The organism is Salinicoccus albus DSM 19776 (assembly GCF_000385175.1).
Taxonomy (GTDB): Bacteria; Bacillota; Bacilli; order Staphylococcales; family Salinicoccaceae; genus Salinicoccus; species Salinicoccus albus.
The window spans coordinates 59,542-82,760 of sequence record NZ_ARQJ01000027.1 but is presented as its reverse complement, the minus strand read 5'-3'; the positions used below and the strand labels follow the sequence as shown (position 1 = coordinate 82,760).

Genomic DNA, 23,219 nt, shown 5'->3' with positions numbered 1-23,219 from the left:
ACCGAACCTTTTTAAATACTGTGTCATCCGCCTACCTGTTTTAAATGTGAGAATACTCTTTGTTTGGAATCATCTGGAAGAACCGCCCCGTTGACACGCAACGGCTTATTGGATGTCGGGATTTGAATCAGCATGTCGTTGCCTCTGCTCAGCTGATCACTGCCTTCAATGACTTTTGAATTTTCATCTTTATATGAGATACGGGTCTGCATCATTTGAAGGAGATCAGACCTGATCCCTACCTCTGGTCTCGTATGTTTCATAATCAGATGGATACCCAGCGGTTTCCCTTTTCTCAGTATCTGAATAATCGTTCTGACAGCATCCGGATTATTATTCTCAAATAGTGTCGACAAATCATCAACGATAACAGCAATCACACTTTTTTTCGATTCATAGTTTACTCTCTGATTATAGCTTGTGATGTTCCTTACATGCGCCCTTCTGAATTGATTATCTCTGTCGTTCAGTTCCTTCAATAAATTGCTTAATACATCCGGGTCCATAATTGATTTTGGTTCACTAAAAAGATGCGGAAGGCCCTGATAATCATCATATTGATGTTTTCCTGACGCAATCATCATCTTAAATTCTTTCGGATTATGATTCATCATTATCGATGTCAGAATATTGTCGATTGCACCTGCTGAATCCACCTCATTATCACCATAAAACAGAATATGACCTGTCTTCTGCAAATCATAGCTGAAAATTTTATCATCCACAGTTTTACCAATGACAAATTTATAATCATTCTTTCTCATCTTTAGACTGCTTGAAGAAAAAACTGTACTGAAAGAAATTGAATTTTGACTTGTCGCAGGTACTTCAACACCTATGTTACTCGTACCTGTAATCGGTGCAATAATTCTGATGCTCTCAAACGAAAGATATCGCTTCAGATCCGCTTTCAGTTTCTCTATGTTATTGAGCCTGAAGTTGCGCTCCAATGCCATCTCATATATACCAATAATACCATTGGTCTGATAATCCACCACTTCCGCCGGAACACCGGCAGCTTTAAATGCAGCAGTCATTTCCTGCTGCTCGGCCGCTGCAGGCCAGCTGATGGGTTGTTCGCTCTCTTCATCCCCTTCCAACATATGTATTGAAGGCATGCTGCTTTTCGGACCACTGCGTTTAGTTGCCCGGCGTGAAGCGGTCATCTCCTTTTTCTTATCGTATGGCGTCATGACGACATTAAAAGGTGAAATTGATGGTGCTGCAGACTGTTTACTTCCGGAATCTTCTTCAACTGTTTTTCTCTCAATATTTTCAACAGACTGCTGCTTTTCATGTGAAGGCTTTGTGTTGATGCTGTAAGGATCCTTATAGCGCGCCTGTTCACGTTCCTTACGTGCCTTGACAGCCTGAAGACGCTTGTGTTCTTTCTCTGCCCGTCTAATTCTTTCTTCTTTTAATTTTTCTACGATGGGAGATTTATAGCCATCGGATGCATCATTTGAATTATAATTTTCAACCTGGGATTCCAGTTTCAAGATTTCATCATCTGAATATTTCTGTTTTGAAGTACCATATACCGCTGAAGGTACTTCTCTGGCACCAGGCAGCTGTTTATCCTTATGGGGTTTTTCCACAGCAGTTTCTTCCTCATCCGGTTTTGGCTGTTTTTTGGTGCCATGGACTGCAGATGGTATCTCCCTTGCCTTGCTGATCGTATAACTGCTTTCTTGTTTTTCAGGTTTGGCAGTATCTTCAAAAAGTCTTTTTCTCTGCTCTCCTCTGATAAATGAGTCTTCCTGTTCATTTCCAGGTTGTTCAAAATTATAAGAATCCTCCATATGGCTGCCTGTTTCCTCTTCCACATCTAAAGGGAAACGAAATCTTTCGTTCCTTTCACCTGAACCATCATTTTTGTTGTTGAAATGTCTTCTCCTTCTTGTTCTATCCATATGAACCACCTTTACTTAACGTCAAATGGCTGACCGATTTCGTAACTGTCATCTAAAACATAGATTCCCTTTACACCATCGTCTTCAAGATTAAGTTCTTTCGCAGAACAAATCATACCTTCAGATTCCACACCTCTCAACGCCGATGGTTTGATATATAAACCATCAGGCATTACAGCACCTGTTTTTGCAACGACAACAAGCTGGTTCTCCTCAACATTCGGTGCCCCACAGACAATTTGAAGTACTTCACTGCCGACATCCACTTTTGTAACGCTTAATTTTTGTGAGTCTGGATGCTGTTGCAATTCAACCACTCTGCCTGCGACAAACTTCGGGGTAATATCCGCTTCAATTTTGTCTGCACCAGCCTCTGACAGTATATTGTTTATCTCTCCAACCATCGCTTCTGACGGTTTAATGTTGACATCTTCAGGCAGCTGGATCCTCTCACCGGCATTGAAAATATTCAAACCGATCGTCTCTTTACCGTCTTTGATAACAGTGACCCCATCAAGATATTCATAAGACGGGGTATCTGTTTTTCTAAGAGTAACCAGCAGAACATCATCTGTATTTTCTCTATTATACGTCAGTTTCATCGTTTTTCCCTCTTTTATTATAATCCTTTTGTTTGCCAAGTATGAACACCGGTTCCAGTTTCTTTTCCCGGTATGAAAATGACAGTGATGTAATTGGTGTCAGCCCTTCTGCAAAATATTTCATCATCATCTGGGCCATGATATCATAGCCGACACTGTTCCTCGCGTCAGCGATGATCAGTACGTCCTGATGCGGCAGACCAACCATCATTTCTCCCGTACACTTTTCATACATTTCGTCAAGGAAAGCTTCATTCAGAATACGGGAAGCATCATAGCCGTCATTATAATTGACAAAATAAAAATCATTACCCTGAATTGTTTCCTTATTATACGAGATTTTAAGACCTTTCATGTTATTCTCAGCTAACGTCCGGATGTCTTCCTGCTTCATGCCAAGAGAAGCCGCAAGCGTTTCATCAATAAGCCGGTAGCTGTTTTTGAAGTCGATTGCATAATAGATATCTGTTTCATTCGTATGTTCATCCTTAACGAAAGGTGTCCCTTCTTTTGTTTCATCATAGAAACTTGTTGCTCGTATAACTGGATAGATGACTGCTTCCTCAGACTTGATTTCCTCCTCTTTCATCCGCTCCAGCGTTTCATCGATATAATAGACAATCTCATCTAAAAATTTCTCGTCTTTTTTGGACTTATCCACCGCTTTGGATAATGAAACATTTAAACCTTTGTTATTATCTTTACGCTCTACTCTGAGCATTTCTTTATCGCGATTAAAATCAGCGTTGAAATCAACCCTTTTTTCTTCGAGTTTTTTTAAAACTTTATTCTTCAGCTGGAATATATTCATACAATTGCCTCCAGTTCTATTTGCCGGCAGCTAACCGTAAACTTTGGTCGCCGTCTTTTATCAATCCCATTCTTCTCAGCAGAATATAGAATATCAAAGTTACTGCTGCAGGTAAAACGATATGAAACATGAAAATCATCAGCCACACATCAAATGATGGTCCCATTGTCTCAACAGCCATAATCTGTCCAACCAGCCCGCTAGTGCCCATTCCTGCCCCTGCCGCATTGTTTTCCATCGGGAAAAAGACAGTCATGACCGGCGCGATGACCGCGCTCGATAAAACAGGAGGGAGGATGATGAATGGATTGAGCAGAATGTTGGGGACCTGAAGCATCGAAGTACCGATCCCCACTGATATAAGTCCCGGAACACCGTTGTCTTTATAACCGGTAACAGCGAGCCCCACCATGTGACAACAACAGCCGATGACAGCCGCTCCCGCAGCCAGTCCGGTGATATCTATCATGATAGCCAGGGCTGCACTAGAGAGCGGCGCAGTCAGGGCGACCCCAAATACTACTGCGACCAGCATACCCATTATGAACGGTCTTTGCTCTGTGGCAAAAACGATGAATTCACCAATGCCTGTCATGAACCCCCCGAGATACGGTCCCAGAAAACTGGCAACCATGTAACCTGCAACAATCGTCAGGAACGGCGTGATGATAATATCCAATTTTGTCCTGCCTGCATAAAGCCTTGCAATCTCGATCGCGGCAATGCTGGCTATGTAACTTCCTGCCACACCGCCCATGTCATAAGCGGCGTGGCTTACAACCAGGGTTGAGAATATTACGAGTGGTGATGCCTTCAGTCCGTAAGCGATCGAGGCGCCTATTGCCGCCCCGGTCAGAGCCATCGCAACAGCACCAATTTCACGCAAATCTTCAAGGTATGGGATGTATGTACCTGCGGTGTCTATGATCAATCCAATGATCAGAGATGAAAATAGCCCGAGGGCCATAAAGCTCATGCCCTCGACAAACCATCTTCTCAGTAGCTTTCTCATCCGTTATCTATCCCCTTAATTGTGCTGCTTTTTCAGGTGTGATGCCTTTAATCAATTCTCCGAGCATCGTTTTCGCGTTCAAATAATCCTTGTAATTGATAATTGAATGGGTGGTGTGAATATACCTTGCACATATACCGACCACTGCACTCGGCACACCTTCATTCGACACATGGATATTCCCTGCATCCGTGCCGCCCGGCGAATGATAATACTGATGATTGATATCATTTGCCTGAGCTGTCTGAAGCAAATATTCTCTCATTGGTTTTTGAAGGATCATCGTCTTATCCATGATCCTGATCAATGTCCCTTCCCCTATCTTACCGATATCTTCCTCTCTGCCCATCATGTCATTGGCAGGGGAGCAATCCACCACAAAAGCAATATCCGGTCTGATCAGATTTGAACTGACTTTTGCCCCTCTCAAGCCAACTTCCTCCTGAACATTAGCCCCGACATACAGATCACAATCCAGCTCAACATCTTTTAGTGCCTCCAGCACTTCGATTGCTACAAGACATCCATAGCGGTTGTCCCACGCTTTGGCCAAAAGTTTATCCGTATCTTTCATTACCTGGAAGTCAGTGTCCGGAACAATTGAATCCCCCGGGCGTACCCCCATTTTTTCCAGCGCTTCCCTGCTGTCTGCCCCTACATCAAGCAGCATATCATTAATTTCAGTTTTATCATTTTTCTCACCTTTTTTGAAGTGAATGGGGACACTGCCGATCACTCCAGGAATTTCAGTGTCATCAGAAGTCCTGACCCGGAATTTTTGACTGAGCAGCACATCGTCTGACCATCCCCCAAGCGGGGTGAATTTTATGAGACCATTCTCAGTCAGCTGTGTAATCATGAAGCCCACTTCATCCATGTGCGCTGCCACCATTACTTTTGGGGCATTTTCTTTTGCGGATTTCTTCAGCGCAAAAACACCTCCGAGACCGTCATAGATGATTTCATCTGAATTCCGTCTCATCTCATCCACCATGTATTGCCGCACCTTGTCTTCAAACCCGGACGCACCGTGCAATTCTGTTAATGTTTTCATACGCTCCAGTGTCTTTTTTCCAAGTTCCATGATCGAACCTCTTTTCAGTTCATTTTTTATCCTATACTGTGATAAACTACCTTTGTACAGGAGGTTTTCTTATGCAAAGATACTTTAAAATACTGTTTGCACTCGGGGTTTTTTCAATCCCTCTGTTCATCTGGTGCAATATGCATCGGACAGTTCATCCCAAAAGCGTAATCAACCAGCTGCATGCCCAATTTGATCATGTATCATTCATATCTATTGATTATCGTACCAGTAAGAGAAATCTTCTGGGGATGGACTACATCGTGTATACCGGTGTGCTCCATGTAAATAAAGATACTTACACGGAAAAGTACCAGTTCATCGCAGATGCATATTCCGGAGAAATCATGGAGATTACCCTTCTGTAGTCTTCGTGATTTCTTCAAACGTTTTGTGAATCCGCTTCAATCCTTCGAGCACCCTTTCCCTGTTTGATGCCACGTTGAATCTGAAATGCTGATTCTTCCCAACATCATACATTTTACCCGGTGATACAGCGATCCCCCCGATTTCTACCAGTGCTTTTTGAACTTCATCATCATCAAGGCCGGATGGTTCGAAGCTGATCCACGCCAGATAGGTAGCTGCAGGTTTTTTAAACGACAGCCATTCGGACATATGCGCATTGATGTAATCTTCTACCATCTGTAAGTTCCCGTCCAAGTGCTCATTGAGAGCATCAATCCAGTCGGCACACTCCGTGTATGCTGCTTCAATAGCCGCCAATGCCAGAGAATTGGCCGCTCCAAGACCATGTGCACCAATCACCCTGCCAAGCTTCTTGCGGAATGCCCGATCCCTCGTGATGAAATAGGAATGCGGGATACTGGCAAGATTAAATGCTTTGCCGAGTCCTGTAGTAACAAGGACCGGGTCGTCTTCTCCCATCAATTCAACCATAGAGACGAAGCTTTCTTTCGGACGCACAAAATCCATGTGTATCTCATCGCTGATCAGATACACATTGTTCTCAAGACAAATTTCACGGATCCTCTCCATCTCGGACTTCAGCCAGATTTTACCGGTGGGGTTGTGCGGGTTGCAGTGAATATATGCCTTAACATCATCCCTCTCGCACAGTGTCTGAAATTTTTCAAAATCAAAGCTGAACCCATTTTCATCTTCTATGAATGGGCATTCTGCGAGCTGGCGGTCGTTATTTTCCAGCAATCCTAAAAACGCATTATAGCTTGGAGTCGTCAAAATAACGGAATCCCCACTGTCAGAATGCTGCCTGACGGTTTCTCCGACTGTATATAAAACACTCGGCGCATATGAAATCTCCTCATCAGCCAGTGATATATCAAAACGTGACTTCCACCAATGTTTTATCGGCTCGTAAAATTTAGGATTCTGCCAAAATGTATAACCAAAAATACCGTTGTCAATGCGTGCTTTCATCGCATCAGCAATCGGACTTGCAATCTCTATATCCATATCCGCAATCCAAAAGGGAGCAAGCCCGTCAGCACCGAACACCGCTTTTGTCCCTTCATATTGAACGCTATATGTGCCTGCTCTGGAAACTTCTTTGTTAAAATTATACTTATCCACGAAAACTCCTCCAGTCAATACATTATATAATCATTTCTCTATTATTTTATCATTCATTTGCGAGAATTACACGGCATTAAAAAAGCACCTTAAAAAGATGCTTTCAACCAGTATATTAAGTTTCCCTTTGCAGAAAATTTACCTTCGTATTCAGTTCTTATATTATCTTCAGGTTCATTTTCATGAAGATTCAAATTGACTTCATGAAAAGTCATTCCAAATTGATTTAAACTGACGAGACTGTACTCGAACAAACGTCTGTTATCCGTCTTAAAGTGCAGTTCACCATTCTCTGACAGAATGTTTCTGTACTGGCTCAGAAAAGTATGATAAGTCAGCCGTCTCTTTTCATGTCTGTGCTTCGGCCATGGATCCGAAAAGTTTAGATACACGCGTTCGACTTCCTGAGGTTTAAAATACGACTCTAGCATATTCGCATCCAAAAGGAGCAGCTTCACATTTTTCAGGTCGAGCGCTCTTACTTTCTCCACCACACGTATCAGTATATTTTTATCCAGCTCGATCCCTGCATAGTTGATGTGCGGGTTCCTCCTGGCAAGTTCTGTGATAAACGTACCCATACCAGTGCCCACTTCAATATGCAGCGGCTGGGCTGTGTTAAAGAAATCCCCAATTTTTAAAGCATAGGCTGAATCAGTATCTACGAGGTCATCGTTGGTTTTAAGAAAATCCATAGCCCATGGTTTGTTGCGCATTCTCATCGGTTTCCCCACCTGAAACAATATTTTATATCCCTGCAAAAATCTAGAGAAACCGATTTTTGTTAATAATCTTATTCAGGAATATTATCCAGTCATTCATATCCTTAAATCTCTTATGGTCTTCATACCACTGTATCATTGTTATTGCCTGTACAAGCGCGTACCATTTCATCCGCTTCAACAAATCATGATCCAACGGTTTGCCGTAATACTGCAGCCACTCGTCCCACTTGCCGGGCTCTACGTAAGTATAAAGAAGCATGCCCAAATCTATGGCGGGATCTGCGATCATCGCACCTTCCCAATCAACAAGAAACAGTTCATCCTGGTCGGAAAGCAGCCAATTATTATGGTTCACATCCCCATGGCATACTGTGCAGAATTGTTCGTCAATCAAAGGCGTCTCATTCTCCAAATATTGGATCGCCTCACGAACAGTATGATGGGCATTAACTTTTGGCGAGAGTGATGATTGTATCTTGTTGAGTAACAGGTCCGGAAGCATAGGTTTCATCCCAAGCTTTTTGAGCATCGTCAGAAGAGGACCGGATGTATGGATCTTATTCATCAGAGAGGCTACTCTCTCTGAACACATCTCGTCACGGGTCAGCTCCCGGCCATTTTTCCAATGTTGAGCTGTCACTACTTCACCAGTCTCTATTCTTTTTGTCCAGACCAGCTTAGGTACAATACCTTCAGCAGACAGTGCCGCAAGGAATGGGCTGGCATTGCGCTTCAGGAACAGCTTCCTGCCATCCTGCTCCGCCTTATAGGCTTCGCCGGATGCCCCGCCGACGGGGTCGAGTGTCCAGCCGAGCTGATAGAAATGCTCCAAATTCTACACCTCTTTTCGTCATCTCAAAGAAAAAAGCGCTAAATATTTAAAAATAAGATAGCGCCTGTTTCTGTTCGTGTTACAAATTTTATAGGGTTTCATAAGTTATTTCAAGGACAATGTCAGCTTTATTTTTGACAACAAGCTGTCAGTAGTCGTGAAATCCATGTCGCAGATGCCTTTTTCACTGAAAAAAAATAATTCTGGTAATTTTTCAGGTTAACATTATTTAACCAGGTTTAATTTGTGAATTTTTTTATTAAAAGCCTCCTGCAATCTTGTTGTGATTTCACCTCTGGTCCCATTGGCGATAACGCTGTCATCCACTTTGACGACGGGGGTGATCTCCTGGGTGGTACTGGTAATCATTGCTTCATCTGCTGCTTTCAATTCCTCAACACTAAAAGGTGCTTCCTTATAGTCAATACCGAGTTCATCTGCAAGTTTCAAAATCTCAAGCCTGGTTATCCCGTTCAGGATCAGGTTGTCAGCAGGATGCGTCTGCATCACACCGTCTTTGACGAGAAATACATTTGTAGATGAACCTTCTGTAACAATGCCATCCCTGTGCATAATCGTCTCATGTGCTCCAAGACGCACAGCACGTTCCTTTTCCATGACATTAGGCAGCAGATTAAGACTTTTCACATGACATTTCAACCACCTGTAGTCCTCTGAAGTGATTGCGAAAACACCTGTATCTGCCAGCTCCAGCGGGCGGTCTGAGCTGTTGACATAAGCCAGTATGACCGGGTCGATACCTATCGGATAGGCATGACCCCTCTTTTCAATACCTCTCGAAAGCTGTATATAAAGCGCACCGTTATCTATATCGTTCCGGTCTTTCAGCTCTGTAACGATATCCATTATTTCTCTCCTTGTCACCCCTTCGATCTGAATCTCAGAAGCACTTCTCATCATACGGTCTACATGTTCATTAACCGTGAAGAACTCACCATCATAAATTCTTATGACTTCATATACCCCATCGCCAAAATAGAATGCTCTGTCGTTATAATCCACTGTAACTTCATCATCATTTTTGAATTGGCCATTATAGTAACTAATCTTCATCGAGTTCACCCTTTACACATATTCTATGTAATGTTTCTAAATATATTTCAGTCGCAAGCAGCAATTCTTCCACTTTCATTCTCTCATTTTTCTGGTGCATCGTATCCTCTGTATGCTTGAACATTGCGCCGAAAGCGACACCTCTTTCCAGAGTTCTGGCATAGGTCCCGCCGCCGATGGTATACGGTTCAGAGTCATCATCTGTATGATTCCTGTAACTCTCCAGCAGCACTTTTACCAGACCGTCATTCTTATCCACATAGTGAGGTGTCTGGTTTGTCACGTCTTCTATAATGAAGCCCGCCGGAAGGATTTCTCTTTTTAAGTCATTGATTGCAGCATCAAAATCCAATCCTTCAGGATATCTCAGGTTTACCCCGAAAAGCCCGCCGTCGACTTCAGTATAATTAATCATGCCGACGTTCACCGACGTATCACCCATCTCCGCGTGCCTATGATACATATTGAATTTCGAGCCGTCCTGATTGTTCAGTATTTTTCTATTTGCGAAATCTACAAACTCTGTCGCATTATTATCCAGGTTAATCGTATCCAAAAATTTCAGCAGAACAAAACCGGCGTTTACTCCTTTTTCGGGTGTAGAACCATGGGCACTCTGACCATTTATACTGAGCCTCAGAAAACCATTATCAATTTCATAATGGCCATCGGCTGCTTCTACGCGCAAAAAGTCTTCGAAAGACTGGATGACTTCACTCATGTTCTGAAGCACTTTCAATTTAGCTTCCGCCGACTCCGGCACCATATTATACCTTTCTCCGGAAATGAGCACTTTCAGCTCAATATTCGGTTCTCTTTCGTCAAGCGGCATCTGTTTTTGAATAATGTTAAAAGTAGTAATCCCTTTCTCACCATGGATCAGGGGAAAGGCAGCATCCGGGGCAAATCCAGCATCAGGCATTTCCTGACTCTTAAAATATGCCTCTGTACACCGCCAGTCGGATTCTTCATCTGTGCCGACAATCAGCCTTGGACGATATTTAAACTCAGAGGTATGGTCATTTAAAATCTTCATGGCATAATAAGCTGCCATCGTCGGTCCCTTATCGTCCTGTACACCACGGGCATAAATTTCATCATTTTTGATTTCGGGTTTAAATGGATCAGTTGCCCATCCAGACCCCGGCGGCACTACGTCCACGTGTCCGAGAATGGCGAACACTTTTTCACCAGTTCCGCATTCTATATGTCCTGCCAGATGCTCCACTTCTTTTGTAGTCATCCGATCTCTTTGACCCAGTGACAGCATATAATCCAGTGCTTTTTTCGGTCCTTTCCCCACCGGTGCGTCTTTGGAGGATTCCCCTTTGACACTGTCAATCTCCAAAAGGCCTGATAAATCTTGCAGCAGTTCATCTTTGTACTTTAAAACCAAATTTTTATAATCCAACGGCTCAACCCCTAAAAGAACGATTAATTTAGTATAATATTAAAATATTTAGAATCTCTTATTTAAACAATCATAAATAAAAATCGACATAAAAACAAGCGACAGCACTGTTAAGTGCTGCCGCTCCCTGATAAAATAAATTATTTTTCCTCTTCTTCTTCATCTGTAACCACATGAATATTGTGGTTGTCATCTTTCTCGCCCTCATCGTCAATCACTTCGGCATTGTCCACTTCTTCAACGTTCTCCGGCATATCTTCCTGCTCACTCATCTCACCAGTCTGATCTCCAAAAGATACGGCGTCCTGAAGCTCCTCATCCGGATGAATACCACCCTCTGAAACCATTTTGTTAGTTCTGGAACTTTCATCCTGGGGAGTCAGCCCATCAGAACCTGAGAGCTTGCTTTTCGCTTTATCCTGAACGTTCTGAGCGTATCCTTTCGGATCCTCTTTCACTTTATCCACTTCGCTTTTTGCCATTTTCTGATATTCATTGGCCTGCTCCGACACTTTGGTCTGTATATTTTGAGCATATCCTTTCGGATCCTCTTTCACCTTGTTATATTCGTTAACCGCTTTTTCCTGATATTTTCCAGCCTGACGCTGTGCTTTGTCCTGAACATTCTGGGTGTAACCCTCTGGATCTTCTTTTGCCTTGTTGTACTCATTAACTACCGCATCACGGTTTTCTTTTTTGGAAAGGAATAATGCGCCAACGGCCATTCCCGCCAGTGCTGCTGTTTTTACTAAAAAACTGCCTAGTCTTGCCATGTTTAAACACCTCTTGTTTTGTAGTTGATTTTCTCATACTGCATCGTATGTTTACTAAATACCCTCTGGTTCGTGACTTAAACTTATTTTTTCAGCATATCAATTTCTTTATCTGTAAGTCTTCTATAGCCGCCTTCATCAAGTGTCTCATCTAAATTCAGCGTGTGGAACGCAATCCTTTTGAGGCCGTCCACCTCATTGCCGAGATATTGGAACATGCGTTTCACCTGATGGAATTTCCCTTCGGTTATTGTTAATTCGACAACATTATCCGCCAATTTTTTGGCTGAGGCAGGAGAAGCAGTGAAATCCTTGAGGGGAATTCCAGCCTCCAATTTTGAGATGTCTGATGCATCTATCTCATCACGCAATGTTGCAATATAAGTCTTACCTATTTTATTCTTCGGGGTCAATAATTCGTGAGAAAGCTTCCCGTCATCGGTGATGACCAGCAGGCCGGTTGTATCCTTATCAAGTCTGCCAACCGGAAACAAATCACCCTTTTGCGGATGGTCGATGAGATCCATTACGGTTTTTGTCCGGCCGGATTCAGTAGAAGTAATGACAGATCGGGGCTTATTGAGCATGAAGTATATGCCTGATTCTAAAATGATCCGCTCTCCGCCAAGCTTGACTGCCGCATCTGCTGGAACATCAAATTTCGGATCTTTGATGACTATATCCTCCACTTCAACGCTGCCTTTTCTGATATGCTGCTTCACATACTTCCTGCTCCCTGATCCCGCATTCGAAAGATATTTATCCAGTCTCATTAAAGCACCTTCAATTTTCTTCTTATTTTATCTGCTCTAGCGCCGAGTATCTCATCAGCAAGCCCTGTGCGGAATGACAGTATGATATATACAAGCGCACCTGCAGGGACGCATACTGCCAGCACGATTACAGAATTCATTCTGCTTTCGATATCCATGGTCAATATAAAAATATAATATATGATTTCCACAGCCAGCAGCATCGCAAAACTGTAGATGAATATTTCTGTAAGCGGTCTTAGCAATGACTTGAACTGGAACTTCCCATATTTTTTAATGATGAACAGATTGATCAGCACACCGGCTCCGAGAGCGATGCCTGTGCCTAAAACAGCACCGACCGTGTGAAACTGTATGATGAGCGGAATGTTAATTGCCGCTTTGATTGCGAGCATGCCAATCACGACATATAACGTTAAGTTCTGTTTATCTATCCCCTGTACAATAGAGCAGGTCACAGAGAACAATGAAATGACAATGCTTACAGGCGCATAGAACAGCAGGATGGTAATCCCCATTTCATTGTAACTGTAAAATGAAGTATAGAGCGGCGCTGACAGAATCATCATACCCATCGCTGCAGGTATCGCAAAGAACAGCAGCATCAGCAGCATCATTTTAATCTGATGATGGACTTCACCGAATTTTTTCTGCTGGAAATTCTTTGTGATGAATGGCAGAATGGTAATCGCAAATGCTGAAGCAAATGCTGTCGGTATCATCACCAGTTTATGTGTCGTCAGATTCAGCATGCCAAACCACGAATCATGGAATGCTTCAGGAACTCCCGCCAAAGCCAGTGCATTATTGTGTGTCAGCTGATCGATGAACATCGTCAGCGGGATGCTGATGCCCACTACGATGAATGGAATGCCGTAGCGGATGATTTCAGAATACATTTCCTTATAGGAGAAATCGTAATCTGTAGTATCGGTCTCCACCATCTTCTCGATATGAGGCTTGCGTTTTCGCCAAAAGAACCATAATGTTGCAATGCTGCCGAGACCGCCGATAAATGCTGCAAATACTGCAACTTCATTGGCTGTCTGTATCGAACCGTCGAGCAGATAAATGACTACGAATGAACCACCGAGAAGCACAAGGATTCTTACGATCTGTTCAATTACTGAAGAAGCACTCGTCGGACCGAACGATTCGAATCCCTGGAAAATGCCGCGCCATGTCGCCATAAACGGCACAACAATCACGGCGACACTGATAACACGTATAATCCCTGTGATATCTTCTGTACTCCATCCCTGGCCGCCGCTTGAAGCCGCTGACTGCAGCTCAGCGATAAACGGCGCAGCAATGAACAGGACCAGAAAAGTAACAAGACCCGACCCCATCATGACGAGGAGACTGGACCGGTACAATTTGCGGCTGGTAGAATACGCGCCAAGTGCATTATATTTGGAAACATATTTGGAAACTGCTCCGGGCACGCCCGCAGCAGCAACCGACAGCATTATCGTGTAGGGGGTATAGGCATAACCGTAAAGAGCAAGGTTCTCCTCCCCGCCCATGATGCTGTAAAATGGTATGAGATAAAGCATACCCAAAACTTTAGTAATTACAGTGGCGGCAGTCAGCAAAAACGTACCCCGCACTAATTTGTTCGAATCAGACATTTTCAACCCTCTTACATTCAGATTAACCTTCATTATAATTGAATTTTTTTTACTTTTAAACTAAAGGAGCACAACGAATGTACAATACTATTGTCGTCGGCGGCGGTGTCAGCGGTCTGATGGCCGCATTTGCCGCCTCACAAAATAATAGGAAAGTATTATTGATTGAAAAGAATAAGAGGCTGGGCAGAAAACTCCTCATTTCCGGCGGCGGCAGATGCAATGTAACCAATCGTCTGCCCTATGAGGAGATCATCACACACATCCCGGGCAATGGAAAATTCCTGTACGGCCCATTTAATACTTTTGATAATGAAAGTATCATCCGTTTTGTTCAAAATCGCGGAGTATCTCTCAAAGAGGAAGACCACGGCCGGATGTTTCCGTTTTCAGACAAAGCAGGCGATGTACTCGAAGTATTCCTTAATGCACTCGACGATAACAATGTAGAAATTCGCTTCAGGACTGAAGTCGCTGAAATCCTTTCATCCGATAACTCAACAGCCGGCGTGAAGTTAACTGATGATAATGTCATCCATTCAGAAAACGTAATTATTACCACCGGCGGCAGAAGTGTGCCGAATACCGGTTCAACAGGAGATGGGCATCGCTTTGCCCAGGCATTCGGCCATACGATCACTGACCTTTTTCCGACTGAAGTGCCAATCACTTCAAGTGAGCCGTTTATAAAGTCAGGCGATCTCAAAGGATTGAGTCTGGAGAATGTTGCTCTGTCGGTGCTTAAGAAAAACGGTAAAGCCAGCATTACACATCAGATGGACATGCTCATCACCCATTTCGGTATCAGCGGCCCCGCCGCCCTCAGATGCAGCCAATTCATCTATAAGGAACAGAAACGCCAGAAGACGAAAGAAATCGAGATGTCGATCGATTTCTTTCCGGAAACATCCCCCGGAAAACTTAAACATCATCTGGAAAATGAAATCTCTGTCAATAAAAGCCGAGCGATAAAAAATATCCTCAAAAGCATAGTGCAGGAAAGACTGGCGATATTCATGCTCAACCACCTTGAAATTGACGGTACAGTCAATGGCCATCATTTGAGGTCGGAAGATCTTGAGGCAATACTGGATTTTCTGAAACGCTTCACTTTTAAAGCCGATGGCACACAATCCATTGAAAAAGCTTTTGTCACCGGCGGCGGGGTGAATTTAAAAGAGATTACCCCGCAGACGATGGAAAGCCGGAGAGTCAAAGGCTTATATTTTGCCGGAGAAGTGCTTGATATTCATGGTTACACCGGCGGGTACAATATCACAAGTGCTCTCGTTACAGGATACGTCGCCGGCAATGATGCCAACCAAAAAATGCCGTGACTTGAGAAATTCAAATCACGGCATTTCAATCAGTTTGCTACGATATTAACCAATTTGCCCGGTACAACAATTATCTTCTTAATGGTTTTGTCTGCAATTGTTTCCTGGACTTTATCTGTTTCAATCGCGATTCTTTCCAGATCATCTTTTGAGGCATCTGCCGGTGCATTCATCTTCTCTTTTAATTTACCATTGACCTGAATGACAATCTCGATTTCATCTTCAACAATCATTGCTTCATCGTACTGCGGCCACGGGGCATAAGTGATTGTCTCTTCATTGCCAAACTTATACCATATTTCTTCTGCAATATGAGGGGCCACCGGTGAAAGCATCTTGACAAACCCTTCCGAATATTCCTTTGACACCTGGTCCCGTTTATAACACTCATTGATGAACACCATCAGCTGTGAAATTGCTGTGTTAAAACCAAGTGCTTCGTAATCATGGGTCACTTTTCTGATCGTTTCGTGATACACCTTGGCCAGGGCCGGTGTCTCCTTGTCAACAACTGTATCCTTGACTGAGCCGTCTTCGCTGATGAACAGCCTCCACACGCGATCAAGGAAACGCCGTGCACCGTCAAGACCGTTCTCACTCCAGGCCACTGACGCATCGAGCGGCCCCATAAACATTTCGTAAAGTCTGAGCGTATCTGCGCCGTGAGAAGAGATAATATCATCCGGATTAATGATATTTCCTTTGGACTTACTCATTTTTTCGTTGCCTTCTCCAAGAATCATCCCCTGATTATAAAGTTTCTGGAAAGGCTCTTTTGTATGGACAACACCGATATCATAAAGCACTTTATGCCAGAATCTTGCGTAAAGCAGATGAAGAACAGCATGTTCTGCCCCACCGATGTACAGGTCCACAGGCAGCCAGTGTTCAAGCTTCTCCCTGGACGCCAGCTGCTCTGTATTGTGCGGGTCGATAAATCTGAGATAATACCAGCAGCTGCCTGCCCATTGGGGCATGGTATTGGTTTCTCTGCGTCCCTTGACACCGTCTTCCCTTGTAACAGTGATCCACTCCGTATTGTTGGCAAGTGGAGATTCACCGTTGCCGGAAGGCTTGATCTCATCCATTTCCGGCAGCATAAGCGGCAGCTCTGATTCATCGAGCACGCTCATTGTACCGTCCTCCCAGTGGACCACGGGAATTGGTTCACCCCAATAACGCTGACGTGAAAACAGCCAGTCATGCAGTTTATAAGTGGTTTCCTTTTCTCCAAGATTCCGGTCTATCAGAATTTCAATCGCTTTTTCAATGGCTTCGTCTTTACCCAGGCCATTGAGTTCACCGGAATTTACATGTGCCCCTTCTCCGGTATAGGCCTCCTCTTCAATATTTCCGCCGGATACCACTTCGACAATCGGCAGATCGAAAGTTCTGGCGAACTCATAGTCGCGTTCATCATGGGCAGGCACTGCCATAATGGATCCTGTACCATATGAAGCAAGTACATAGTCTGCAATCCAAATTGGCATCCTTTGATTATTAAAGGGGTTTACTGCGTATGCACCTGTAAACACACCCGTTTTTTCTTTTGCCAGATCCGTACGTTCCAGTTCGCTCTTACGGGCTGCTGTCTCCTGATATTCCTTCACCCGATCTTTACAGTCTTCCGTCGTGATAACATCGATCAGGTCATGTTCCGGGGAGAGTACTGCGTATGTGGCCCCATACACAGTATCAGGACGTGTCGTAAATACAGTGAATGACTCATCACGACCGTCTATTTCAAAGTTTATGTTTGCCCCTTCGGATTTACCGATCCAGTTTCTCTGCATATCTTTCAGAGATTCCGGCCAGTCCAGATCATCCAGATCTTCCAGCAGACGATCTGCGTATTCAGTAATCTTAAGGATCCATTGCTTCATGGGTTTTCTCACAACAGGGTGGCCCCCGCGTTCTGAAACACCATCGATCACTTCCTCGTTTGCAAGCACTGTACCCAGAGCCTCACACCAGTTGACAGGCACTTCGTCCACATAAGCCAGGCCCTCATTGTACAGCTGGATAAATATCCACTGCGTCCATTTATAGTATTCCGGATCCGTCGTATTGATTTCACGGTCCCAGTCATAACTGAAACCAAGTTCTTTAATCTGACGCCGGAAATTGTTGACGTTTTTCTGGTTGAATTCAGTGATATCATTGCCTGTATCAATCGCATATTGTTCTGCAGGCAGACCGAATGCATCCCAGCCCATAGGGTGAAGGACGTTATACCCCTGCATCCGTTTCATACGCGCAATGATATCAGTGGCTGTATACCCTTCCGGATGCCCGACATGGAGCCCCGCACCTGATGGATACGGAAACATATCCAGTGCATAAAACTTTTCCCGATGCGGATCATCCTCAGTTTTAAAAATTTTGTTTGTTTCCCAGTAATCCTGCCATTTTCTTTCAATATCTTTGTGATTGAATGCCATGAAAATTCCTCCCTTATGTAAAAAATCCCATGCCTGTATAAGGCATGGGACGATTGTGTATATGAACAACCGCGGTACCACCCGCATTCACTTTAAAGTGCAGCTTGATTTTAATATGGGATTCGGTGCGGCACAGACAAGTTCATATACACCCAATACCGGTTTCCAGCTCCCCGGCTCTCTTTGAAATGAAATGTATACTACTGCTTCTGATACATACAAATATATGATACTTTCAATAATTTAGCAAGGTTTTTATTTCGGCTTATGAAATGTATGCATCATTAATCACTTTCAACTTCAAGCAGTCTCCGCTTCTTATCAACGCCGCCGGTATAGCCGCCGATCCCCCCATCATGAGCAATCACACGATGGCACGGTACAATAATGGAAATCGGGTTTTTGCCATTGGCATTCGCTGCAGCTCTGGAATAATTCGGTCCGCCGCAGTCAAGTGCCAGCGTTTTATAACTGATCGTTTCACCGTATGGAATCTCCTTCAGCCGCTGCCATACTTTCTGCTGGAATTCTGTCCCTTTGAATTCAAGATCAGTGGGCACATTAAAGACAGTTCTTTCGCCATCAAAATATTCCTGCAGTTCTTTCACACACTGGTTAATGACAGGGTTCAAAACATCTGTATGTTCTGCCGATTCTTCATGCACATAGCCGATACCCACGACAGCACCTTCATTTTCTATGATCTCAAGTGTGCCGACAGGACTTTCCATATAATTTTTTTGAGTCATCTAAATCAGTCCTTATAAATTATTTTGAATCCATCCGTGTACCGTCTGACAACAATTTTCAACAGTCTAAACGCCAGAAGAATCCCTAAAGCACAAACACCGGCAACGATATTCACGAGCGTATGATTGATACCGTCTGCATCTCCGATAAACAAGAGGGAGACAAAACCTGCTGCAAAAATCAGGAGCATTATGATGATGGTGATGACGATTGAACTTGCTGCGTCCAGTCTGTTTGTCGGATTTTTCCGGCTTACGACCGGTTCGCGGCTGCCAATGTACATGCCCGCCGGAATTACAGCAAGAGAAATGAGCATGATAAACAGCACCGAGTACAACAGTATCACTGGCTCGATCGGCAATATGATATAGGCGGCAAGGGCTGCTGCTATATACCCGGGGGTAATCGTCAATATGTTATACAGGTACTTTGCTTTGACAATCGACTTGGGTGTTACCGGCAGCATCTTCAGAAAACTAAAGTGCCCGGCATCCCTGGCTGTATTGAAGGCACCGGCATGCAGGGAGATGATTATTGTCCCCGTAATGGATATGCCAATCATCTGGGCATTGTAAAACAATGCCTGATCGCCAGCCCCCGCCATCATCGGACTGGTATATACGATAAAAATCATTACCCCAGGCAGCAGATACTGCGGCATAAGTACCATCCATTCCTTAAAGTCACGCAGCGTTAATTTCAGATCTTTGAAAATCAGCATGCTTACCGCAGAGGATACTGAAATTTTCGATGATTTTCTCTCTTTGTTCGGGAAATTCTTACCAGCCCAGCCCGACTTGAATCCCAGGGTAACAAAAGATTTCAGTCCGAGGATGATCACAGCACTCACCAAAAGCGATCCGCCAGTACCCATCCCCCCGGCAGCAGGTGTGATGCTGTATAGAAAACCGTCATATAACCATCCGAATTCAGGCAGATAGGTCAAAATCTGATCTAAGGATGAACCGCCCCAAAAAAGAAATAAATAAATGAGGATAAATGACGTGCCGCCTAAAAACGACAACACTTCAGCCAATTTTTTAGCCGGCAGTATCCGGGTAAGTGTAAAGACCAGAAAATAAGAGATACCGACCACCAGAAAACTGAGTGTGGTGAAATAAACAAGATTTGTCACTATCAGCCACCAGCTGCCAAATCTGATGGACAGACTGATGCCCATAACAAGTGATACCGGGATCATTACTGAAGCCGCGTAAATCAGCCATTGCTTGAAAAACTTGGCTAAAAACAACTGCGCGGGTGATATTGGAAATGTGAGATAGAGATCAATATTCCGATCCATGAACATCTCTTTTATGATGCCTTTCAAAGCAATCAGAGACAGAATCACAACGCCCGCAACAGATACTAAAAATATCAGTGCGTCCATATCGGAGGGGGCAACAGCAACAGTCAGCATTGACAATATTGACACTGCAGCCGGTGTGACAATGACCGCCACAATGAGGGCGACGATGACATACATCAGTTTTTTAGAGTCACTCAGACTTCTTAGGTAATTGAGCATTGACTGCTTTTCCACAGTGAGGATTGGTTTTATCATGCCTAAAGCTCCCCGGTCAATTCGAGGAATACATCCTCCAGAGTGCCCTTTGGCTTGCCTGCAATATGCCTCAATTCATCGAGTGTGCCGGTTTCCAATGCTTCTCCTTCATATATGATCAGAATCCTGTCCGCAATTTCTTCTGCCAGGCTGAGGGTGTGGGTGGTTAAAAATACGGTGTTCCCTTTATTTACATACGCCTTTAAATAATTTTTCAGATTTCTGTTGCTCTTTGGATCAAGCCCGACATTGGGTTCATCCAGGAAAACTATTTTCGGGCGGTGCACCAGCGCACCGATGATTACAAGCTTTTGTCTCATGCCATGGGAATATTCTTCAACCAGACTGTCCAGCCTGTCTGCCAGGTCGAAAATGGCCAGCAGGTGTTCCAATGCCTCAGCATACGTTTCCTCATCCATCCCATAGACACTGGCGATGAAATTCAAATATTCTCTGCCGGTAAGCTTGCCGATAATATCAGGCGTATCTGGAACGAAGCTGACCTGCCGCTTTAACTTTGTGTGATTTAAAGCCATTTCTTCCCCCAGTATTTCCACCGACCCTTCTGTGGCGTCCAGCAGTCCCATCATCATCCGAATGGTTGTCGATTTCCCGGAACCATTCGGGCCCAGAAAAGCAAACAGTTCACCCTTACCGACTGAAAAATCAAGCGACTTTACAGCTAATTTATTACCATACTTTTTTGTCAGATTTCTTACTTCTATCATAATGTCTGTTCCTTTCATCCCATTCATGGTCTTCCCTGATTATACCTCATCAACGAAGATACAATTTGCATACTTTATGTACTGCCTTTATGATACAATCCCACATAGGCAAGGAAAGGCACCGGGGCTAAAATGCCGGATGCTTATCAAACCCGGGAGGAGGATATAAATGCCGGAACGCGTGTTGTCATACGCCAAAACCCTGGCGGAGGAAATCGCCGATGAAGGAGACCTGCTTGTAGACGCAACGTGCGGCAACGGTCATGATACGAAATTTCTGGCTGAACTTACCGGGAAAAGCGGAAATGTACTCAGCTTCGATATTCAAAAAGAGGCAATCGACAAGGCAGAAGAACGCTGTAAAGATATGAATAATATTGAATTCATCCATGATTCCCATGCACATATCGACAGATATGTGCATAAGCACTCAAAAATAAAAGCTGCCATGTTCAACCTCGGCTATCTGCCAAAAGGAGATAAATCCATTACCACAGAGCCGGCGGCAACGATTGAATGCATCAGCAGACTGTTCAGCCATATGGTACAGGGAGGCAGAATCATCATCGTTGTTTATCACGGTCACCCCGCAGGCAAGATTGAAAAGGAAGCACTGACTGAATTTTTATCCGGCTGGTCTCAGAAATCCGCACAGATTCTCGAATACCGCTTCATTAACCAGATGAGCAGCGCGCCTTTTACCCTGTGCATAGAAAAAATCATTGATTAGACCAACGCCTCCACTCTATACGAGCATGCCAATCTTGAAAAGCTGTGTATTCAGAAAATTTTCCAAGTAGTAATACGGTAATTCGATATCCTCCCGCTGGAAGATACTGTGCTCCGCTTCCTCCAGCATAATTACATTCAACTCTGAGGTATCCATTCTTTTAATATACTTGGAGGATAGATATGGTTCAATAATCTCGTTATTTCTGCTGAATATGGATAAAACCGGCACATCTGGAAATTCATCCAAATGTTCTCCTGTTGTTTTCATCTGGTTGATCACCGTACGATACCAGTGATAGCTTACTTTTCTGACAACCAGCTCATCATTTTGGTAGCGTTCCAAAAACTTTTCATCAGAAGTGAAATATTTCATTTTAATACCAGGGTTGAAGCGTGTCCTGTCACTGGTGGTTCTCACGCTTGTGCGCAGAGTGTTTTTCCGGTTCATGAATGATTGTTTAAATGATAATAACGGGTTCAACAGTACAATGCCGTCAATTTGAAAATTATTCATCCTGACAGACTCAACAGCGATCAGACCGCCGAGTCCCTGGCCTAATATGAAGGTTGGAAGACCGTACTCCGCAGCTACTCTGTACCACTCATCCATGCGGTCAATATATTGAGAGAAGTCATTGATATGCCCTTTGTTCACCCGGGTGGTCTGCCCATGGCCCGGGAGATCACCGGTAACGACATGATAACCCGAACGCCGGAAACGAGTGATAAGGTCCGTGTAGTATTCATGATGTTCCATCATATCGTGAACAACAACCATCACCCCTTTTGGCTGGCGGTCCGTTTCCCATTTCCACATAGCAAAGCTCCTAACATTCGTTTAATCGTTCTATATGATAAACTTATTATAACAATCAAATTACAGAAAGGATATTATATATGAAAATGAATTATAAGGGGCATTCTCCGCTAATTCCTGAAAGCGCTTTTATCGCTTCAGGAGCAACCGTGATCGGTGATGTGGAGATGGGCGAATATTCCTCTGTATGGTTTGGTTCTGTTGTCAGAGGTGACATCGCACCTGTAAAGATCGGCAGAAGCACCAACATCCAGGATTTATCCACCCTCCACGAAACACCGGGGATGCCGCTCATCATTGAAGATGGTGTTACAGTGGGTCACAAAGTGACACTGCACAGCTGCACAATCAGAAAAAATGCACTCATTGGTATGGATTCTACTGTACTGGACGGTGCAGTAATCGGTGAAAATGCGTTTATCGGTGCAGGCAGTCTTGTAACACCTGGTACAGAAATTCCGCCAAATAAGCTGGCGTTTGGACGCCCAGCGAAAGTGGTACGTGATTTAACGGAAGATGATTTAAAAGAAATGGCCCGCATAAACGAAACTTATGTGAATCATATTCCGCATTACAAAAATGAAGAATAATATCAGAAAATAATGACATTTAATTGTCAAAACATTACTTTTCAAAGTAAGATATAATCTGTTAG

Annotated in this window: 23 protein-coding genes; 5 read left to right on the top strand and 18 right to left on the bottom strand. The window is 43.8% G+C overall.

Annotated features, from left to right (window positions below):
- Positions 1-23: 23 nt before the first annotated feature.
- Genes G343_RS0107300 through G343_RS0107280 form a run of 5 tightly spaced genes read right to left on the bottom strand, consistent with a single transcriptional unit; the run spans position 24 to position 5,422 of the window.
- A complete protein-coding gene (locus G343_RS0107300; protein ID WP_020007473.1) occupies positions 24-1,913 on the bottom strand; it encodes a DNA translocase FtsK in 1,890 nt (629 codons plus the stop codon).
- Positions 1,914-1,924: 11 nt separating this feature from the next.
- A complete protein-coding gene (ytpR, locus tag G343_RS0107295) occupies positions 1,925-2,515 on the bottom strand; it encodes a YtpR family tRNA-binding protein (RefSeq protein ID WP_020007472.1) in 591 nt (196 codons plus the stop codon).
- On the bottom strand, positions 2,499-3,326 hold the full coding sequence (locus G343_RS0107290) for a DUF1444 family protein (protein ID WP_020007471.1): 828 nt from the start codon (positions 3,324-3,326) through the stop codon (positions 2,499-2,501). The genes ytpR and G343_RS0107290 overlap by 17 nt, the downstream gene beginning before the upstream one ends.
- Before the next feature lie 16 nt (positions 3,327-3,342).
- Entirely contained in the window at positions 3,343-4,338 is a 996-nt protein-coding gene (locus G343_RS0107285) for a PTS sugar transporter subunit IIC (protein ID WP_020007470.1), read from the bottom strand.
- Between the two features lie 7 nt (positions 4,339-4,345).
- Positions 4,346-5,422 (bottom strand): M42 family metallopeptidase, encoded by a 1,077-nt coding sequence (locus tag G343_RS0107280; RefSeq protein ID WP_020007469.1) that lies wholly within the window; start codon positions 5,420-5,422, stop codon positions 4,346-4,348.
- Between the two features lie 71 nt (positions 5,423-5,493).
- On the opposite strand from G343_RS0107280, the gene G343_RS0107275 reads away from it, so the two are divergent.
- Entirely contained in the window at positions 5,494-5,790 is a 297-nt protein-coding gene (locus G343_RS0107275) for a hypothetical protein (RefSeq protein ID WP_020007468.1), read from the top strand.
- Here the strand turns inward: G343_RS0107275 and G343_RS0107270 are convergent.
- The 8 genes from G343_RS0107270 to G343_RS0107235 form a co-directional block, all read right to left on the bottom strand.
- Complete coding sequence (locus G343_RS0107270) at positions 5,777-6,976, bottom strand: MalY/PatB family protein (RefSeq protein WP_020007467.1); 1,200 nt, start codon at positions 6,974-6,976, stop codon at positions 5,777-5,779. The two genes, G343_RS0107275 and G343_RS0107270, sit on opposite strands and share 14 nt — an antisense overlap.
- Positions 6,977-7,065: 89 nt before the next feature.
- Positions 7,066-7,698, bottom strand: a complete 633-nt coding sequence (gene trmB / locus G343_RS0107265; protein ID WP_020007466.1) for a tRNA (guanosine(46)-N7)-methyltransferase TrmB — start codon at positions 7,696-7,698, stop codon at positions 7,066-7,068.
- Between the two features lie 43 nt (positions 7,699-7,741).
- Entirely contained in the window at positions 7,742-8,533 is a 792-nt protein-coding gene (locus G343_RS0107260) for a phosphotransferase family protein (RefSeq protein ID WP_020007465.1), read from the bottom strand.
- 225 nt (positions 8,534-8,758) lie between these two features.
- Positions 8,759-9,607: a D-amino-acid transaminase gene (dat, locus tag G343_RS0107255; protein ID WP_020007464.1), complete on the bottom strand. Its 849-nt coding sequence runs from the start codon at positions 9,605-9,607 to the stop codon at positions 8,759-8,761.
- Positions 9,597-11,018 (bottom strand): dipeptidase PepV, encoded by a 1,422-nt coding sequence (pepV, locus tag G343_RS0107250; RefSeq protein ID WP_020007463.1) that lies wholly within the window; start codon positions 11,016-11,018, stop codon positions 9,597-9,599. Before pepV ends, dat begins: the two co-directional genes overlap by 11 nt.
- 140 nt (positions 11,019-11,158) lie before the next feature.
- Positions 11,159-11,791, bottom strand: coding sequence for a hypothetical protein (locus G343_RS15010; protein ID WP_020007462.1), 633 nt, complete (start codon positions 11,789-11,791; stop codon positions 11,159-11,161).
- An 83-nt stretch (positions 11,792-11,874) separates the two neighbouring features.
- Complete coding sequence (locus tag G343_RS0107240; protein ID WP_020007461.1) at positions 11,875-12,564, bottom strand: pseudouridine synthase; 690 nt, start codon at positions 12,562-12,564, stop codon at positions 11,875-11,877.
- Positions 12,564-14,195, bottom strand: coding sequence for a putative polysaccharide biosynthesis protein (locus G343_RS0107235; protein ID WP_020007460.1), 1,632 nt, complete (start codon positions 14,193-14,195; stop codon positions 12,564-12,566). Before G343_RS0107235 ends, G343_RS0107240 begins: the two co-directional genes overlap by 1 nt.
- Positions 14,196-14,272: 77 nt before the next feature.
- On the opposite strand from G343_RS0107235, the gene G343_RS0107230 reads away from it, so the two are divergent.
- Complete coding sequence (locus G343_RS0107230; protein WP_020007459.1) at positions 14,273-15,532, top strand: BaiN/RdsA family NAD(P)/FAD-dependent oxidoreductase; 1,260 nt, start codon at positions 14,273-14,275, stop codon at positions 15,530-15,532.
- Positions 15,533-15,561: 29 nt separating this feature from the next.
- On the opposite strand, the gene leuS is transcribed toward G343_RS0107230, so the two are convergent.
- Positions 15,562-17,973 carry a leucine--tRNA ligase gene (gene leuS, locus G343_RS0107225; RefSeq protein ID WP_020007458.1) on the bottom strand — a complete coding sequence of 804 codons (2,412 nt, stop codon included), beginning with the start codon at positions 17,971-17,973 and terminating at the stop codon, positions 15,562-15,564.
- Between the two features lie 61 nt (positions 17,974-18,034).
- On the opposite strand from leuS, the gene G343_RS15835 reads away from it, so the two are divergent.
- Positions 18,035-18,160, top strand: a complete 126-nt coding sequence (locus G343_RS15835; protein ID WP_020007457.1) for a hypothetical protein — start codon at positions 18,035-18,037, stop codon at positions 18,158-18,160.
- Between the two features lie 97 nt (positions 18,161-18,257).
- Here G343_RS15835 and G343_RS0107215 read toward each other — a convergent pair whose 3' ends face one another.
- The 3 genes from G343_RS0107215 to G343_RS0107205 are packed head-to-tail and all read right to left on the bottom strand — an operon-like array spanning position 18,258 to position 21,015.
- On the bottom strand, positions 18,258-18,722 hold the full coding sequence (locus G343_RS0107215) for a methylated-DNA--[protein]-cysteine S-methyltransferase (protein ID WP_020007456.1): 465 nt from the start codon (positions 18,720-18,722) through the stop codon (positions 18,258-18,260).
- A 5-nt stretch (positions 18,723-18,727) separates the two neighbouring features.
- Entirely contained in the window at positions 18,728-20,287 is a 1,560-nt protein-coding gene (locus G343_RS0107210) for a hypothetical protein (RefSeq protein WP_020007455.1), read from the bottom strand.
- 2 nt (positions 20,288-20,289) lie between these two features.
- Positions 20,290-21,015 (bottom strand): ABC transporter ATP-binding protein, encoded by a 726-nt coding sequence (locus G343_RS0107205; protein WP_026366311.1) that lies wholly within the window; start codon positions 21,013-21,015, stop codon positions 20,290-20,292.
- 169 nt (positions 21,016-21,184) lie between these two features.
- On the opposite strand from G343_RS0107205, the gene mnmM reads away from it, so the two are divergent.
- On the top strand, positions 21,185-21,745 hold the full coding sequence (gene mnmM / locus G343_RS0107200; protein WP_020007453.1) for a tRNA 5-(aminomethyl)-2-thiouridylate-methyltransferase MnmM: 561 nt from the start codon (positions 21,185-21,187) through the stop codon (positions 21,743-21,745).
- Between the two features lie 15 nt (positions 21,746-21,760).
- Here mnmM and G343_RS0107195 read toward each other — a convergent pair whose 3' ends face one another.
- Entirely contained in the window at positions 21,761-22,564 is an 804-nt protein-coding gene (locus G343_RS0107195; RefSeq protein WP_020007452.1) for an alpha/beta fold hydrolase, read from the bottom strand.
- 80 nt (positions 22,565-22,644) lie between these two features.
- On the opposite strand from G343_RS0107195, the gene G343_RS0107190 reads away from it, so the two are divergent.
- On the top strand, positions 22,645-23,154 hold the full coding sequence (locus tag G343_RS0107190) for a gamma carbonic anhydrase (protein ID WP_020007451.1): 510 nt from the start codon (positions 22,645-22,647) through the stop codon (positions 23,152-23,154).
- Positions 23,155-23,219 lie beyond the last annotated feature (65 nt).